This window comes from Pseudanabaena yagii GIHE-NHR1, from assembly GCF_012863495.1.
Taxonomy (GTDB): domain Bacteria; phylum Cyanobacteriota; class Cyanobacteriia; order Pseudanabaenales; family Pseudanabaenaceae; genus Pseudanabaena; species Pseudanabaena yagii.
Window position 1 is genome coordinate 3,177,539 of the sequence record NZ_JAAVJL010000001.1, and the last position, 17,753, is coordinate 3,195,291.

At 43.5% G+C, this 17,753-nt stretch carries 15 protein-coding genes; 6 read left to right on the forward strand and 9 right to left on the reverse strand.

All coding sequences use genetic code 11. The features are described 5' to 3' along the window. Positions 1 to 160: 160 nt before the first annotated feature. On the reverse strand, positions 161 to 1,699 hold the full coding sequence (locus HC246_RS14540; protein ID WP_169364001.1) for a leucyl aminopeptidase: 1,539 nt from the start codon (positions 1,697 to 1,699) through the stop codon (positions 161 to 163). Positions 1,700 to 2,101: 402 nt separating this feature from the next. On the opposite strand from HC246_RS14540, the gene HC246_RS14545 reads away from it, so the two are divergent. Continuing rightward, a complete protein-coding gene (locus HC246_RS14545) occupies positions 2,102 to 3,664 on the forward strand; it encodes a TolC family protein (protein ID WP_169364002.1) in 1,563 nt (520 codons plus the stop codon). 63 nt (positions 3,665 to 3,727) lie between these two features. On the opposite strand, the gene HC246_RS14550 is transcribed toward HC246_RS14545, so the two are convergent. Further along, positions 3,728 to 4,270 (reverse strand): hypothetical protein, encoded by a 543-nt coding sequence (locus tag HC246_RS14550; protein WP_169364003.1) that lies wholly within the window; start codon positions 4,268 to 4,270, stop codon positions 3,728 to 3,730. 268 nt (positions 4,271 to 4,538) lie between these two features. On the opposite strand from HC246_RS14550, the gene argS reads away from it, so the two are divergent. Together argS and HC246_RS14560 are read left to right on the forward strand one after the other, a co-directional pair. Further along, the gene (argS, locus tag HC246_RS14555; RefSeq protein ID WP_169364004.1) at positions 4,539 to 6,296 is read left to right on the forward strand and encodes an arginine--tRNA ligase; all 1,758 of its coding nucleotides are present in this window, start codon (positions 4,539 to 4,541) and stop codon (positions 6,294 to 6,296) included. A 53-nt stretch (positions 6,297 to 6,349) separates the two neighbouring features. Beyond that, on the forward strand, positions 6,350 to 6,574 hold the full coding sequence (locus HC246_RS14560) for a DUF6737 family protein (RefSeq protein ID WP_169364005.1): 225 nt from the start codon (positions 6,350 to 6,352) through the stop codon (positions 6,572 to 6,574). Between the two features lie 157 nt (positions 6,575 to 6,731). Here HC246_RS14560 and HC246_RS14565 read toward each other — a convergent pair whose 3' ends face one another. Further along, positions 6,732 to 7,013: an antibiotic biosynthesis monooxygenase gene (locus tag HC246_RS14565; RefSeq protein ID WP_169364006.1), complete on the reverse strand. Its 282-nt coding sequence runs from the start codon at positions 7,011 to 7,013 to the stop codon at positions 6,732 to 6,734. A gap of 206 nt (positions 7,014 to 7,219) precedes the next feature. Between HC246_RS14565 and HC246_RS14570 the strand changes: the two genes are divergently transcribed. Then, a complete protein-coding gene (locus HC246_RS14570) occupies positions 7,220 to 8,185 on the forward strand; it encodes a hypothetical protein (RefSeq protein WP_169364007.1) in 966 nt (321 codons plus the stop codon). On the opposite strand, the gene HC246_RS14575 is transcribed toward HC246_RS14570, so the two are convergent. The 3 genes from HC246_RS14575 to trpE form a co-directional block, all read right to left on the reverse strand. After that, on the reverse strand, positions 8,145 to 8,756 hold the full coding sequence (locus HC246_RS14575) for an SMI1/KNR4 family protein (RefSeq protein WP_169364008.1): 612 nt from the start codon (positions 8,754 to 8,756) through the stop codon (positions 8,145 to 8,147). The two genes, HC246_RS14570 and HC246_RS14575, sit on opposite strands and share 41 nt — an antisense overlap. A gap of 42 nt (positions 8,757 to 8,798) precedes the next feature. Next, on the reverse strand, positions 8,799 to 10,247 hold the full coding sequence (locus HC246_RS14580; protein ID WP_169364009.1) for a TIGR04222 domain-containing membrane protein: 1,449 nt from the start codon (positions 10,245 to 10,247) through the stop codon (positions 8,799 to 8,801). Between the two features lie 367 nt (positions 10,248 to 10,614). Continuing rightward, entirely contained in the window at positions 10,615 to 12,114 is a 1,500-nt protein-coding gene (gene trpE, locus HC246_RS14585) for an anthranilate synthase component I (RefSeq protein WP_169364010.1), read from the reverse strand. Between the two features lie 636 nt (positions 12,115 to 12,750). Between trpE and pdxH the strand changes: the two genes are divergently transcribed. Continuing rightward, complete coding sequence (pdxH, locus tag HC246_RS14590; protein ID WP_169364011.1) at positions 12,751 to 13,389, forward strand: pyridoxamine 5'-phosphate oxidase; 639 nt, start codon at positions 12,751 to 12,753, stop codon at positions 13,387 to 13,389. On the opposite strand, the gene HC246_RS14595 is transcribed toward pdxH, so the two are convergent. Both HC246_RS14595 and HC246_RS14600 read right to left on the reverse strand, forming a co-directional pair. Next, the gene (locus HC246_RS14595) at positions 13,371 to 14,414 is read right to left on the reverse strand and encodes a glucokinase (RefSeq protein WP_169364012.1); all 1,044 of its coding nucleotides are present in this window, start codon (positions 14,412 to 14,414) and stop codon (positions 13,371 to 13,373) included. The two genes, pdxH and HC246_RS14595, sit on opposite strands and share 19 nt — an antisense overlap. A 16-nt stretch (positions 14,415 to 14,430) precedes the next feature. Further along, positions 14,431 to 15,114 carry a HEAT repeat domain-containing protein gene (locus tag HC246_RS14600; RefSeq protein ID WP_169364013.1) on the reverse strand — a complete coding sequence of 228 codons (684 nt, stop codon included), beginning with the start codon at positions 15,112 to 15,114 and terminating at the stop codon, positions 14,431 to 14,433. Positions 15,115 to 15,403: 289 nt separating this feature from the next. Between HC246_RS14600 and HC246_RS14605 the strand changes: the two genes are divergently transcribed. Then, positions 15,404 to 17,035 (forward strand): iron uptake porin, encoded by a 1,632-nt coding sequence (locus tag HC246_RS14605; RefSeq protein WP_169364014.1) that lies wholly within the window; start codon positions 15,404 to 15,406, stop codon positions 17,033 to 17,035. A gap of 73 nt (positions 17,036 to 17,108) precedes the next feature. Here HC246_RS14605 and HC246_RS14610 read toward each other — a convergent pair whose 3' ends face one another. Then, entirely contained in the window at positions 17,109 to 17,525 is a 417-nt protein-coding gene (locus HC246_RS14610) for a hypothetical protein (RefSeq protein ID WP_169364015.1), read from the reverse strand. Positions 17,526 to 17,753: the final 228 nt, after the last annotated feature.

The window sequence follows — 17,753 nt, forward strand, 5'->3', positions numbered from 1 at the left end:
TGCTAAGCAAGCCTTTTTTTATTTTTACTTAATCTAATTTTTACTTAATAGTTCTGCGACTTAATAAAGAACTAGATTTTTTGTGGCGCGGCGAAGCCGCGCCACAAAAAATCTTTGCTGTGCTTTAGATTCGGTGTGGGCAAAGCCCTCACCAAATCAATTAATTGATAATTAAATTCACCAAAGTGCGGACTGCAAAACCAGTACCACCAGCATTGTTATAACCCGACTCACGTTCAGTCCAGACTGGCCCCGCCACATCAAGGTGCGCCCATGCCTTAGTCTTTTCCACAAATTGCTTCAAGAACAAAGCACCCGTAATCGCACCACCTGCGCGAGAACCTGTATTTTTGAAATCTGCCACCACCGACTTCAACTGATCGAAGTAGGGATTTTCGAGGGGCATCCTCCAGAACTTCTCACCTGCATCCTTAGCAGCTTTAGCGATCGCCTCGGCAAAGTCATCATCAATCGACCACATACCTGCAATGTCTTCCCCAAGGGCAACCACACAAGCACCTGTGAGTGTGGCAAGATCGACGATCGCATCAACACCTAACTTATCGGCATAGACCAGCGCATCGGCAAGGGTCAAGCGACCTTCCGCATCGGTATTATTCACCTCGATGGTTTTGCCATTGGAAGCTGTGAGGATATCCCCCGGACGCATGGCGCTACCATTGACCATATTTTCGCAAGTAGCGACGATGAAATGGACTTCGATATCGGTGGGTTGCAGATGGGCTATCACTTTCGCTGCACCTAATGCGGCGGCGGAACCTCCCATATCGGTTTTCATCAGTTCAATGCTGCTACCGATGCCCGTTTTCAGATTCAAACCACCAGAGTCAAAGGTTAAGCCCTTACCGACGATCGCTAATTTGCGCTTCGGTGTACCGTTGCTGTAGGTGAGGTGAATAAATTTGGGCGGAATATCCGAAGCTCTAGCCACACCGAGAAATGCGCCCATGCCCAGAGCTTCACATTCAGCTTGTTCGAGGATTTTGGCAGTGAAATGCTCGGATTCAGAGGCGATCGCTACGGCAGTTTCCGCCAATGTAATTGGGGTCACGATATTGGCAGGAGCCGATACGAGTTCCCGCGCCAATATTACACCATCAACGATCTGCTGTGCTTTGGCGATCGCAGGATCGGCGATTTCAGGTTTCGTTTCCACAATCTCCACCTGTTCGACGCGCCAAGGTTGATTGTTTTTGGACTTAAAGCGCTTATCTTGGTGCGCCGCCAGTAACAATCCTTCGGCGATCGCCTGAGTTGTCGCACTGACATCTTGGTTATATTCAGGAAAAGCGATCGCTAAACTGGGGGCTTTTTCCTTATTTGCCCATTTGACGGCTGTAGCAGCAGCTTTGCGCCATTCATCCGCATTTGCCTTCGCAGGATCACCTAAGCCGATCAAAATTACCTTACGCACCGCATAGTCAATGCCTACACGACCGCTAACCGATGTCCCACTTTCTCCCGTAAACTCTCCCTCTGCAATCAAATCAGTTAAGGTACAAGCTAAAACCTTTATGTCTAACTGTTTGAGTGTTTCGGATAGTTCTAAGGTTTTAACTACTTGCCCCTCTGCTTGAGCAGTTTTCTCATTAGGATCTTTGGGTTTTGCAAAAACAGCGATCGCAAGGGCATCTCCTCGCCAAAATTGGGTCGCAGTTTCCGATGTAAGAATTTTCATTGTATGGGCAGTCTATAAATTTTTTGGCTATACAGCGCTTTTCAATCTTTTTTCCGCCGAAGGCGGAAAAAAGATTGAAAAGCGCTGTATTACATTTAAATATATCGCCTAAATATATCGCTCAACTGTCAGGAGCAACACGAAGCGAGAGTTGAACAAAAAACTGTGGCGCACGCTTCGCGTGCGCCACAGTTTTTATTTAAAAATTTAGTGGAAATTCATTAACCAATTCTGCATATCTGGTCTTATACTACAATCTCTAACAATTTCTAATACATTAAGGGCATACTTTCAGATCTTTAACCCAATTGGATGATGATTGTGATCCATGCACTATCAGAATATGCCCTAAGTAAGTTATTTTGGCTGCTGTTTAAATCTGAGGAGTTGTAAACTAAGATTATGCGAATTTCTTCCAGTTGGTTGACGCTTGGTGCGAGTTTATCGCTTCTGATTCCAGCTTGGACAGCCAATGCTCAAGAATTTACACCATTACAAGTAAAAGTGGCTGCCGCTTCTGAAGCCACTACCCCAGAGACTACCAAATCTCCCATCACCCCAACAGTGGTAGAAGATATTAAGCGATCGCAGCCTCAACTCATCAGTTCCACAGAACCTGCAAGAGTTTTGCCTAGTGCATCCGTATCTACCCCCGGACAACTAGACCCAGAGCAAACGTTAGTTGTTCCCACTACGCCTAGTCAAGTCAAGCTAGAAATCACTAAGCCCGTTACCCTCGAAGAAGTCCTTGATTTAGCAGAAAAGACTAACTCGGATTGGATTCAAGCCAGAATTGCTGTAGATAAGGCTCGCGCAGCATTACAAGGTGCTGAAGCAGGGCGATCGCCAACAGTATCAGGAACAGTTCAATATAGTTATAACGATTCGGCACAAACTCGGCTGAGTAATATCAATAATCCCTTACCAGCTCCATTACCACCACGTAATACCATCAGTAATCCCCTCACGGGTACAGTGGGAATTAACTACACTCTATTTGACTCTGGTGTAAATGACGCGACGATCGCCGCCGCCGAGAATAACCTCCGCATTGCCGAGTCAAACCTTAATCAAGCTCGACAAACAGTGCGCCTCAATATTGTTACGGCATACTACAACCTCCAAAATGCCGATGAAACGATCCGCATTCAGCGTCAAGCTGTTAAAAATGCTGAAAAAAGCTTAAAAGATACTCAAGCCAGAGAACGTGCAGGTGTAGGTACAAAATTTGATGTCCTCCAATCGGAAGTATCCCTTGCGAATGCTAAGCAGGATTTGCTTAATGCTGAAGCATCTCAACTAGTGGCAAGACGGGAGCTAGCGCGTCAGCTTAACTACCCACCTACGGTAGAAATTACGGCTGCGGATAAAATCGCCCCCGTAGCTGAGTGGAAGATGCCTTTAGAAGAATCGATCCTACTCGCAGTAAGAAATCGTGCTGAACTAGATACCCAGAAATTACAAAGAGAGGTGGCTCGGAGTAATGCCAATGCTGCCCTAGCCAAATTAGGTCCGCAGGTCGGTGTATTTGCTAACTTCAATACGGCTTCCGAATTTACGGCTGGTGGAGGGCTTGGTACTGGCTATCAGATCGGCGCAACCTTAAACTGGAATCTTTATGATGGTGGCAAAACGGCTGCCCAAGTTGACCAATTTAAAGCTGATCAAGCTACTGCCGAAAGTAAATTTGAGCAGGCAGCCCGTCAAGCCCGTTTTGATGTGGAGTCGGCATATATCAACCAGCGATCGCGCTTCCAACAAATTGACACCGCCACAAAAGCTGTCAAACAGGCTGAAGAAGCCCTGCGCTTAGCACGTTTGCGTCTGGATGCAGGTGTGGGTACACAGCTTGAGGTACTTACGGCTGAGTCCGACTTCACCCGTGCCGATGTTAACCGTGTGCAAGCAATTATTGGTTATAACCAAGCGCGGGCAAATCTCGAACGTGCGGTAGCGGGGCTATAGGATTAGAAATTTGCCTTAGGCAAATTTCTAATCCTATTTCTGATCAAATTTCTAATTCTCTGATCAGTCTGTACCGCCCCAAGTCCAGATGGGATTGCCGTTTTTAACATCTTTTTTCAAAATTACTGCTGTTAGGGAATTGGCATCACGCATCCCCGTCATATCCAAAATCAGATAGACCTTGCCGTCCATAAAGCGTGCTCGTAAATAGGAATGCTCCCGAAATGGTTCAGCATTGATTTTGGTGATCTTGGCTGTGGCAATGCAGTTGTGATACTTAGTCTGGAGCTTAGCTGCCCAAGTCACACTAAAGCGATCGCTAGTTTCAATCTTAAATTGTTTCGCAAACCAGCCCAGCGAGGCTGATCCATCGATGGTATAGCCACCTTCGTAATAGGGCCGTGGGGTTTCGGTGAGGCTAAATTCGCTGGGGCAGATGGGGAATGCTGCGCCTGAATCGGAGGGATAAACGCTAAAAGTAATTTGACGAGGATTGGCAAAACTCGGATTGGCAAATAGCGATAGTTGCGTGATCGCCGCCGCCCCAAATCCTAAACATAGCTGCGGCAAATTTTTCTTGACCGTTGGAAACCTAAAACTTTTCATATAATTTCTGCGCTTGCTCGTTGGCATTAGGTAATTAAACGTAGGATGGGTTAGCGATCGCGTAACCCATCATTGCTGCGTAATAGATGCGTTACGTTGCACTAACGGCATCCTACATTTCATCCTTATTACTTATCTATTAACTCAGAACCCCAAAGTAGATTGATGGTTCCCTAAAAATGGCTAAGCCATTTTTAACGTTGGTATTACATCAGGTACTGGAAAAACGTTATATTGATCGACCTATGCTCAAAGCAATTATTAACCCATGACCACTTCTGTTTTATCCGATCTGAAAATTCGCTTCTCTAAGGCGATCGCCTCTGCCTTTGGTGAAGAATATACCAACCATGATCCTGCTGTTGCCCCTTCTAAGGATGCAAAATTTGGGGATTATCAATGTAATGCGGCTCTGGGATTGACCAAGAAGCTAAAACAAAAGCCGCAAGATGTAGCTGCAAAAATTATTGAAAATTTACTAGCCGACACATCGATAAATGAAATATTTGAACCACCTACGATCGCGGGGGCAGGCTTTATTAACCTAAAGCTAAAACTTAGTTACTTAGAAAACCAATTAGCAAAAATGCAAAAAAGCGATCGCTTAGCGATCGCTAAAGTTGATCAACCTGAGCGTGTAATTGTCGATTTCTCTAGCCCAAATATTGCTAAGGAAATGCATGTCGGACATTTGCGATCGACGATTATCGGTGACAGTATTGCGCGGATTTTAGAATTTCAGGGGCATGAAGTTCTCCGTCTTAACCATGTCGGTGATTGGGGAACCCAATTTGGGATGTTGATTACATACCTGCGTGAGGTCTATCCCGATGCGTTGACGAAAGCTGATGCGATCGCGATCGGTGACTTAGTAGAACTCTATCGCGCCGCCAAAAAACGCTTTGATGAAGATGAAGCCTTCAAGGAAACTTCGCGGAATGCCGTTGTGGAGTTACAAGCAGGTGAACCATCGGCAAAACTGGCATGGCAATTACTTTGCGAGCAGTCTCGCCGCGAGTTCCAAAAGATTTATGATGCCCTGAATATCCAAGTTACTGAACGTGGCGAATCTTTTTACAATCCCTTTCTCTCAGATGTAATTACTGATCTGCGTGAAACTGGATTATTGCAAGAAGATCAAGGTGCATTATGTGTGTTCTTAGAAGGATTTACCAATAAAGATGGTCAGCCTTTACCCCTGATCGTCCAGAAATCCGATGGCGGCTATAACTACGCCACTACTGACCTCGCAGCCCTGCGTTATCGCATTCGTGAGGACAAAGCCACGCGCATTATTTACGTTACCGATATCGGTCAATCGGGACATTTTGCCCAAGTCTTCCAAGTCGCTAAACGTGCCAATTGGATTCCTGAAACGGTGCAGACTACCCATGTTCCCTTTGGTTTGGTGATGGGTGATGATGGCAAAAAGTTTAAAACGCGATCGGGAGATACCGTTGCCCTCAAGAGTCTGCTCGAAGAAGCAATTACTCGCGCCCGTGCCGACATCGAAAGCCGCAATCCTGATGCCTCAGAGGAGTTTAAGCAGGATGTCGCTGAAGCCGTTGGGCTCGGTGCAGTCAAGTATGCCGATCTCTCCCAAAATCGCACCAGCAACTATATTTTCAGCTTCGATAAGATGTTGGCTCTGCAAGGCAACACGGCTCCCTATATGCTCTATGCCTATGTGCGAGTGCAGGGCATTGGACGCAAAGGCGAGATCGATTTTGCTAGTTTAAATGTGGACGCAGTCAAGCTCACGCAAGAGCCAGAGATTGTCTTGGCTAAGCATTTGTTGCAATTTGCGGAAGCGATCGATGCAGTGGCGGAAGAACTCTATCCTAATCGTCTTTGCCAATATCTCTTTGAACTCAGCCAAAAGTTCAATCAATTCTTTGAGCAATGCCCTGTGCTACAAGCTGAAGAATCTGAACGTATCTCCCGCTTGAGTCTCTGCGACATTACCGCCAAGACCCTTAAGCTTGGTTTAAATCTACTTGGTATTCGTGTTTTAGAACGCATGTAAAATGTAAAGAGGTCGTAACTAGCACGACCTCTTTACAGATAGGAACTCAAAAAATGACTTTAGAAAAAACTGATAGTGTTTGGAATCATAAGCCTTTCTGGTGTCAGCCTTGGTCAATTATTTTAACTGGGTTTTCAATTATTACTGGTAGTTGGCTATTGTTTAAAATAGTTTGGCTCACAATTATCGTGGCAATTCCTATATCTGCATGGATGGGCTTCTTCGTGATTCTATTTCCTAAATTAGCCCTTCAAGAAATAAATCAAGAAGTTAACTAAGTATCTCAGCATAGTTGTAAAACCAACCCCAGATTACCATGCCGTTCGCATAGCGAACGGCATGGTAATCTGGGGTTTCAAGTTACTTATACTTAGGTACAAATTTTTTGTAGTCCAGTGAATCCGTACTATCAAAAATTTGGTTCCTTTTAGGAAGTTAGAGAATGCCAGATTCAAGTTGTTCTAGATAAATAAAATCAGGCGATTTGACACCTGCTTCTGCTCTGATCTTGACTAACTCAGGTGATTCAAAAAATCTCTTTGCATCAGCGATCGCAGTCCATGCTGAGAAATGGACAATTTTGTTAGGTTCATGCTCATATTTGAGAACTTGATAGGAGCGTTCGCCAGCTTCCTTGCGAATTTTGGCAGCAGCATCAAAAACTTTTTTCCAAGCTGGATAATCTGCGACTTCGTGAATGATTAAAACATATTGCATTGCTATCTTAAACTCTAAGTTGAATTTTTTTGATTGGAACATGGGATACAGGCAAGGGGCTTAAGCCCCTTGTTCTAGGCTCTTGGTAAAATTGCGACTGCACCAAAGTGAGATGCTCCCAAAAGTCTAGACTAAAATATTGTTATGGTAATGCGAAAAATCTATCCTTAACCTATATCAGCACAAGGCGCTGCAAGAATGCAAGCATGATTAGCGGAATTTTTGAAAATTGCATTGGGACAAGAGATCTAGAAGGAACCCTAAAGTATTGGGCAGAGTTTGGCTATCGTGAAGTGCAGCGAGGTCAATTGAATGCAGAGCATACCGAGCTACTTTATGGTCATGCTTCAAATCTCCAATCAATTCGACTGCAAAATGGCAACTCATCTACGCATGGTTTATTACGGATAATGGGCTGGGAGAATCCCCGCAATCAAGGACTAGCAAATACCTTACCAATGGTTGTTGGTAGTCGTTGGTTTGCTTCGTTGGTACAAGACATTTATACGATCGCAGATGCTTTTGTTGATGAAAATGCTAATGGAGGTAACTGGATTTTTACTGACCCTGTTCGCGGCATTGAAGGCATTGGTCATCAAGGGACTGGACTTTATAATCGGTTTACTGGTGTTCGAGAAATGTTTGTCATTGGTGCAGAAACCAGACAAGCCTTTTTCCAGCGCTATAACTACACCCGTGCAGGCTATGGCACAATTCCTCTAGAGTCACCCTTGGCAGTTAGTGAGGGCACACATTCTAGCTTTGTTACTTCCGATCATGCGATCGCTACTTTCTATGGAGAAGTATTTGGCTTAGAAACATTGGTAAATGGTAAAAGATCGGGATACCAAAATACGGCAACTCGCCAAATTTTGATGTTGGAAGATGGACAAGAATTTTGCTATTCGTCTTTCGCGGCAACAGGGGCGATCGCAGGAGTATTTCAGGTCTATACACCGCTCTATCCTACTGTGGACAAACGCGAGTTCTCTCAACCTGGTTCTTTAGGTATCAGTCTATTCACCTATAAAGTGGATGACATTTACGCTTTTCGCGATCGCCTTCTTAGTAGTAATGCTTATAACGTGAGTGCTGTAGTCCCTAACGAGTTCGGGGAACCTTCCGTTGGTTTCATTGCGCCAGATGGGATGTATTGGGTGATGATTGGATAGTGGCAGCTTCGATAACCCCTCCATATTCCTCTGAAAAAATAAACTTTCCTGAGGCTAAACCTTCGGCGTAATTTTGTAGCCATGCCCGAAAACTAGGTGCAACGATCTTTCTTTCGCTATCATCATGCCACATTGTGATGATCTGCCCTAAAGTCCCTGATGCGTCAGGAGCTAAATCTAGGCAATCATGATTACCGCAACCATCATAGGTTAGTGGAATCCACTTGTCACTCCACCAGAGATTACGAATGCCTAAGTCGGGATCGCAGCCTTGATCCTGTCCATTGCTATCTTGAAAAGTGCCATTATCTAGAAGCTCTTTCCAGATTTGCCATTCATCTTTAATTCTATGAAGAGAGAGAAACTCTCTTCCATCAAAGAAACTGTAAGTATAATCGGATTGCCCATTATGAATCCGATACAAAGCCTTGACATCTTCAGGTAGCTGAATGGCAAGGAATTCTTCTAATTCTGCTATTTCAGTATCAGAAGCACCTATCTGCAATGATTCAAGAACCTGCGGAGCATTAGCTCTGAACCAATTTTCTATTTGTGCCCAAATTTTTTCCATCGTCAGAACATTATCTGTAAGTTACTAAAATTATTGATTGGGCTAACCACCACAGCCGCCACAACCACCACAACCGCCGCCGCCACAGCCGCCACCTCCTCCATCGCCACCGCCGCCGTCACTACTACCATCACCACTACTACTACTAGATACTGGTGTCAGCAGGCTTTTTAAGTCAGCAAATGCATCATTTGGCAAAATTACGATACTCAAAAGTGCAACGATGAGAGGGAGTTGAACATCATTAAGGCTAAAGACCTTATTAGGTATACGGTTACGCAGATTACTGAGAAAGCGATCGCCATAACGACTACGATGAACTGCTTTCTGACTAAAAATTAGCCCAATGATTGCAACAATCACACACATTGCAATCAAAATACCAACAGGCTTACCACGGGAGAGTCCTACTAAAATCTTAGCAATTCCCAATCCTAATAAGCAAGCGATTAAAATTGCTGGGTAGATTTTGGCGATAAATGCTTGTTGTGGCTTGACGAGCAGATCCCAATTTTGTAGGCGATCGCGAATTGCTTGGGTTGCAGATAACTTTGATTTAGGAATGCTGTCAATGTAGGTATAGGATTGCAGCATTTCTGCAACTGCCTTTTCGATTGGATGGGATAATTTCTCGATTGAGCCTGTCCAATATATCCTACGGAGTTTGGATTCTATGGTGATATAGCCTTTCTGAAAAAGACTAGCGATCGCAGTATCAAAAACCCGTTTATTGCCATCAACCAGATAGGCGACTTCATAAGCATCAAGATTTTTAGGTGGTTGCATAGGACTCTCACTAGGTAGCCGTAGATAATAGCGAAGACCACAGGCTAAGAGAATTACCAATATTGATAGTTGAAAGTAGAAAGATAAAAATTCCGAACCATTGTAATTTAATGGATTGGCATTGTTAGAGCCTGATTGACAACTGACAACAGCGATCGAGGTAATGCATAAAAGAGAGAAGGTAATTAGCTGTTTTGGCTGTAATTTTGGGAAATGGGGTAGAGACAACTTGGGGATCACCCAATTCTGTTGTGTATTAATGCGGACAAAATGCAGATCTTTGCTAAATCGATCTTTTGGGGTAGACCAGATATCACGGGGTGGTATCCCAAAAAATTGTTGATAGCTAGCTAAGGTCTTGCTATACCAATCCTCAAATTTTACGCCTTCTGCTAAGCCGCCACGGGTTGGATTGTGATGGAGAGGGGTTTGTAAAATATGGGGACAAAACTCCTGCCAGTACGATCGCGTATAGCTCAGATGCAAATGCCAAACTTGATCAACTTGGTCAGAGGGTGTGACGGGATGCCCCGCTACAACTGCGAGAAACGCAAACTTTTTATATTCAGCGATCACCCTTTGGGCATAACTCAATGACCAGCCATTGTCTCTGGCTAAGCGCTTGCTAAAAGATAATTGAGATTCAGGTTCGTCTAAGGAGAACTCCTGAATTCTCTGATATAGGGCTATTTGGTGGGAGTCCATAAATCCTAATCCTTATGAAAAAGATATTTATAACCTTATATCTCCCACAATAGTTGCAATATGCATAATGTCCAGTCAAAACCCAAATAAGTGAAGGCGGCACTTCGTGCCGCCTTCACTTATTTGGGTTTATATCCTAAGCAAAACTTACATTGCTATATGAAGTAACGTTAGTTTGGGTTAAGCTGGCAAATTTTAAAATCCCAAAAGTAAAAGACTTGCGTAGCAAGTCTTTTACTTTTGGTCTTGGATAGAAAGGGTTTGTATACCAAACCCTCTATCCAAGACCGTTTCAAACTATCCCAAACTCACATTATCCTAAAAATTAATGAAATCAGAGTTTTGCCAAGGCAAAACTCTGATTTCATTAACCTAAGCAGCGTAATGACTCCAGCATTCCCTTTGCCTTGTTTAAGGTTTCTTGATATTCCTTCTCAGGATCGGAATCAGCAACCACACCAGCACCAGCCTGTACGCTTGCCTTGCCATCCTTGACTACCATCGTGCGAATGGTAATGGCAGTATTTAACTGTCCTTCAAAATCATAGTAACCATAGGCTCCTGCATAAGTACCTCGGCGATCGCCTTCTAAGTTATGGATAATATCCATCGCACGAATCTTAGGCGCACCGCTAACCGTACCCGCAGGGAAACAGGCTTGCAGTAAGTCCCAAGCATTTTTTTCGGGGCGAATTTCTCCGACGACATTGCTGACGATATGCATGACATGGGAATAAAGCTCAATGGACATTAGCTCATCGACTTTGACCGTACCACTTTTGCAAACGCGACCCAGATCATTTCTGCCTAAGTCCACAAGCATGACATGCTCAGCAACTTCCTTAGGATCGGCAAGTAAATCCTTGGCAAGTTCTGCATCCTCTAGGGAGTTTGCGCCTCTAGGTCTTGTACCTGCGATCGGGCGGAGTACAGTCTTTGATACCCCATTAATTACTTCTGCCTTCACCATGATTTCAGGGCTAGATCCAATGAGCTGCCAATCCTTAAAGTTAAAGAATGCCATATAGGGCGAAGGATTAACTACGCGCAAGGAACGATACAGACTGAATGGCTCACCTTTAAATTCTGTCGTCAAACGTTGCGAGAGGACTACTTGGAAGATATCACCAGCCTTGATATGCTCTTTACCCTGTTCAACTCCCTTACAGAATTTTTCACGGGTGACATTGCTCGTAAAGTTCACAGGCGGCTGTAATCGAGGATTTGTCCATTTGATCGCGGTCTTCTGCCGATCTAGGGGCGATCGCAATTTATCCACTAATATCGTCAAGCGATCGCTAGCGGATTTATAGGCAGCTTCAGGATCATTGCCATTACTCAAGTCGGCATAGGCGATCGCCCAGATCTTGCGCTTGACCTGATCAAATACCAACAGACTATCCACCTGCATCCATACACCATCAGGGGTATCTCCCTCCTGACAGGGAAACACAGGTACTTTCGGTTCGATCCAATTAATTAATTCATAGCCCCAATAGCCAAATAGTCCCCCCAGACTCGGTGGCAACTGTGGCAAATGCACAGGCTGAATCGGTGCAAGGCATTCACTCAAATGCTGAAAGGGATTACCAATAAATTCTTTGACATTGCCATCACGAAATGTCTGCGTTGTGCGATCGCCCCTTGCTTCTAATACCCATAGGGGATCGCAACCTAATAAACTATAACGCCCAATTCTCTCGCCACCTTCGACTGACTCTAACAAAAAGCTATAGGGTTGACCTTGACAGACACGATACCAAGCCGACACAGGGGTATCCAGATCCGCTACCAGTTCCATATATACAGGTACAAAGTTGCCCTGCTCAGCAAGCTTAATAAAGTCAGAATACTCAGGGAAAATCATGCGATCAGGATTGCTAAATAATTTGGTTCAACTAATTAAGATCTTATCGTGGTTTTTCACACTGCTTAACAAAAAGCTACAGATATAAAGATTTTCATTTTGCTTACGGCAAAATGAAAACTCAAAATCCTTACTAAGCTTGACTTTTACATATCCATAGATAAAATCTTGCTCAATTCTATGCTCGTATTAGTAAATGCTGGCAAGGCGATCGCTTGATGGGCAAGAACATATTTTCTTTGGATATAGTTGAAAACAAGGAACCGATTTTTTGTAGTGCAGCGAAGCCACACTACAAAAAATCGGTTCCTTGTTAAATTGAATCCCTCTTACCTTGGGCATTACGATAAGTCTATCTACTATATTAAATAGCCATTAGTTCTCAATTCCCACTTCTGCATAAAGTGAGCTTTTAATATTGCGATCATGATTAAGAGAAGAATCAGCAATTTCAATGACTAGCAAAATACCATCTCATTTCATCTTTTGGAATAATTCAAGAAGCGATCGCTATGTAGCATTTCTCAGCCTAGTGAATCTGCCACTTGCGGCGAAAAGACGACCAGTTGTACCTCTCTTACTTGAAAAGCAATATATACTGAGATTAAAATCAGTCGTTCCTATAGAGTTTAGAAAATGGATATCCATGCGCTAAGAGAAGATTATAAAAAGGGGGAACTAAGACGCAAAGATCTACATGATGATCCCTTTAAGCAGTTTGAAAAATGGTTTCAGCAGGCATGTAATGCTGAGTTGCTAGAACCTAATGCCATGACGCTATCAACTGTTAATGCCGATGGTCAACCATTTATGCGGACAGTATTACTAAAATATTTTGATGAGAAGGGATTAGTATTTTTTACTAACTATGAAAGTCGTAAGGCGAAACAGATTGAGAATAATCACAAGGTTTCAATTCTGTTTACTTGGCTACCGCTACAGCGTCAAGTTCATATCACAGGAACTGCTGAGAAGGTAAGCACTACCGAATCCTTACAATACTTTAGCTCTCGTCCTCGCGGTAGCCAGCTAGGAGCATGGACTTCTCAACAAAGCTCTATTATTTCTTCTCGACAACTTCTACTGATGCAATTTGAACAGATTAAACAGAAATTTATGGATGGGGAAATTCCCTTGCCTGATTTCTGGGGAGGATATCGCGTAGTTCCGAATAGCTTTGAATTTTGGCAAGGATGCACTAACCGCTTGCACGATCGCTTTTTATATACCCATAAGGATGATCAAACTTGGGATATTCACAGGCTAGCTCCATAAAGCATTGCGCCAATTAGCCCCACTTCAGGATTCAGCACAATGTGAATGGGAATATCCTCTAATACAGGACTAACTCTGCCCTTACTTTTGAGTATCCGCAGAAATGTGCCATCCTGAAGTAAGGGTAAGATTTTGGGAGCAATGCCTCCTGCGATGTATAAGCCGCCATTCGGAATTAACTTTAAAGCTAAATTCCCAACCTCGGCAGCATAGGCTTCCACAAACATTTGCATTGTCTTTGTGGCGAGATGATCGACATTAGTTTCACTATTGATTCCACAATTTGCTAAAGCAGCATTAGCGATCGCGGCGGCGGCTCCTGACTCCACATCTCCCGATTCCCATTGACGCACCTTTTCGGCAATATCTGAAGACTCAGGTGCAGCTTGGCGATCGCGCAGAAATTGATAAATTGCCACAATCCCCATTCCTGAGACTACCCGTTCTACAGATACGCGTTCGTGACGCTTTTGTAGATGTTTTAATAATTCAATTTCTAACTCGTTTCTCGGCGCAAAATCAGTATGTCCACCCTCAGTGGCATAGACCTCATAGCGATCTCCATTCCATCCTAAATATGCCTCACCTAATCCCGTGCCTGCCCCAATGACTCCAATTGGAGATCGTTCTACCACATTCCCATCTTGTAAAGTATGCAAATCATGGGGCTGCAACCCTAAAACTCCATAACCAACCGCAACAAAATCATTAATCAAGCTGACCTTGGGAATATTAAATTCCTCAGCAAGGCAATCACTATCAAACGACCAGCCTAAATTAGTTAATTGCGATTGGCGATCGCGCACTGGTCCCGCAATCCCAAAACAAGCCGCCGACAAAGTTGGCAGATCACCTAAATGCTGCTTTGCCTGAGTAAGAAATTCGCGTAAAACATCTGAGAAACTGGCATAGTTAGCGCTAGCAAAGCGCTGTTCATAGAGCGATCGCCATTCTGTCCCATCAGATTTTGCTAGACGTAAAAGTGTCTTAGTCCCGCCAATATCACCAGCTAAAACTATTGTCATTATCTTGATCCTGATATTACGTATTGGTCTCATATGCATCAAGCGCATATCTTGCGGCTGTTACCACTTGAGGATGGGGATCTTTAACGAGATAGTTTAAAGCTGACAAACTCTTATCGCACTTGAGATGTCCTAAAGCCTCAGCTAAACGTTGTCTGGTTAACCAATCATCAGACTGGGCAAATTTTAAGATCTTATCTACACAGCGCAAATCACCAACCTCTCCCAAAGCCGAGATTGCTGCCTGATGTAACATCGTTTCTTCACTATCCAAGGCTTGAATCAAGGCATCGTAAGCACGTACATCACCTAAATTCCCTAAAGAGACTGCCGCACTAAAGCGCACTAGCCATTCCGTATCTTCATAGAAGGCTCTTAGTAATGGTTCAACTGCACGATTATCTTGTAAATAACCCAAGGCTCCTGCCGCGTCAGCACGAATCCCGTAATCATCTTCTGTTTCAAGAATTTTTGATAACACAGGAAAACAATCTTCTGTATGTTTTAGTCCTAAAGCAAATATTGCCATTGAACGAATTTGTAAGTTATCGTCATCAATCACTTTTAAGATTAAAGGCACAGCATCCTCAGGAGATAAATCGCGTAGAGACACTAAGGCACGAAGGCGATCGCGAGAATTTTCACTCTCTAATTGCTGGGCGATATTGGGTAAATTTAGGTTCTGATCGATAGAAGACATAAAACAATTATAAAAAGTATTTTAGCTGTTAATTTAAAAGAATTTCAGGATGCGAAATGACCTAACTGGGTGACTGAACATCAAATACGTGTATGCTATGATACATGTATGATTTTATGTATGTAGCTAACTTATCAGTATCCGTAGTCATGAAAGAGTAATTTGAATAAATCTACTCCCATAGATTGACCTAATGTTTCATTAGAAGTCAGTTCATATGTCATCCCGACGGAATACATACATATCAGAAATGCATCAAACCGAAATTTACTCTCGTGAGGAGTGGAATATGAAAAAAGTATCTTTGAATTTGGCTGGTAGCCTTGGCTTGCTAAGTGTTATTGGCGCAGTAGCCGCAAGTCCAACTTTTGCAGAAACCACTACCGTTTCGCAAATCAACCAAACTATGAGCAATGATCCAGTTGCTCAGAATGTAACTTCTGTATCTCAACTCAGCGATGTTAAGCCTACTGATTGGGCTTTTACCGCATTGCAATCCTTGGTAGAGCGCTACGGTTGTATCGCTGGCTATCCCGATCGCACTTTCCGTGGTAAGCAAGCAACTAGCCGTTACGAGTTTGCAGCTGGTTTGAATGCTTGTTTAGACAAAATCAACGAAATTATTTCCGCAGGTCTAGCTGACAAGGTTAGCAAAGAAGACCTCGCCACTTTGAAAAAGCTCCAAGAAGAGTTTGCTGCTGAACTAGCAACCCTTCGTGGTCGTGTTGATGCTCTTGATGCCAAAGTCACCAAACTTGAAGCTCAACAGTTCTCCACCACCACCAAACTGACTGGTGAAGCAATCATGGCGGTAACAGGTGCAAGTGGTAATGCCCTTGCGCCAACAAATACTAATGTTTTTGTAACTAGCCGTGTTCGTCTCAACCTCAACACCAGCTTTACAGGTAGCGACTTGTTACTAACAAGACTAGAAGTTGGTAATGGTGGTACTAGCATCCCAACAGCATTTGGTGCAGGTTCTACGATTCAGAATGCTTCCAGTGTTAATAACTCCAGCAACATTGGCTTTGGAACCTATGGTCAAGACTACGCAGGATTAACTGCTGGTTCAACCTTCACTCTCGCCAAACTGCGCTATGACTTCAATATTGGCAATGATGCCCGTGTATCTATTGGTCCTGTGATGCATGCATATGATCACATTGACGTAAACACCTATGCCAATAATGAAGCTTACGACTTTAGCTCTACATTCTTCATCAATAACCCTCTCCATGTTTTGATCAATGGTCAAAATGGTGGTGCTGGTGCTGCATTTGATTGGAATATTGCAAAGAGTGCTTTCACATTGCGCGGTCTCTACCTAGCTGGTAACGGTAACCAACCAGCCGCAGCTACGGGTGTCAATCGTGGTTTGTTTGGAGATCCTTACCAAGCAACTGCTGAGTTAGAGTTTGCACCTAAAAATGCTGACGGTGATAAGCCATTTGCGATCAAACTGCTTTACACCAATGGTGCAGTAAACAATGCAACTATTAACAGTGGCGGTGTAAACGTTGAGTGGAAGTTTGCTAAAGGTGCAGCTTTGTTCGGTCGCTATGGCTTCGGTACGATTGACAATCGTGGTGTTGCTATTAGTACTGTCCCTAGCTTTACTTCTGGTCTCTTTACTGGTGGAGCTACCTCTACAGATACAAGCTTGAGTCCTCAAACTTGGATGTTTGGTTTTGCTTTCCCAGATCTATTTAAAGAAGGCGCTTTGGCAGGTATTGCTGTTGGTCAACCATTGATCACAAGCGCTATCGGCAATGCAACTCAAACTAACTTGGAATTGTTCTACAACTTCCCAGTATCGAGCAATATTCGTATTACTCCTGATGTTCAGTTTGTCTTTAACCCTAATAACGTATCTGGAAGCACCATTTTCGTTGGTACTTTGAGAACTGTATTCTCGTTCTAATCTAAAAAGGGACGCAAAGCGTCCCTTTTTAATTCTAGGGGTGGTGCATAGCACTACCCCTATTTTCATTTGATTATCTGATCCCAATTAGGGTCTTTGCCATTGGGAAATAAGTTGCCCATACTTTGGGATCAGGACGACTTGACCACTCATTGCGGGAAACAATCAGCTGCAAAATAATAGCGGCTTGATCTTGATATGGATTTTGGGCTGTCACTTTCACAGATACATCAGATACTAGAACTTCGCGATCAAAGGCGCGTTGAGCCGCCGATCGCGCAAGTGTCTCAGCCTTACGAGTCATAACCTCAAAACCTTCATCTTGATTGACGAGCATCCGAATATCGACCTCACGACGTTCAGCCACAGCACTGCTAGCGATCGCCAGCGTTGATAAAGTTGCGATCGCTGAGACCAACAAGTAGTTAGTAAATCTACGCAAGTGCTTTACCACGGGAAAAATCGGAGAAACATGCGAGTTGTTTTTCATAGTTATCTTCGCCAGAAACTCACAAAAAAATTTATAGAAAAATCGCCAAGATATTAGCAAAAAACTGGGAAAGATGTGTGCTATTGTCTGCTAACAAATTTGGCTTTAAAGTTTAGCTCATTCGAGAGCAAATTTAACTGCCAATTTATTTCTTTCACTCGCCTTTCACTTTTCCATTGTTATTAAACATTGTTTATTTGTGTCGTCATGGAGGTCATCTAGGGGGCG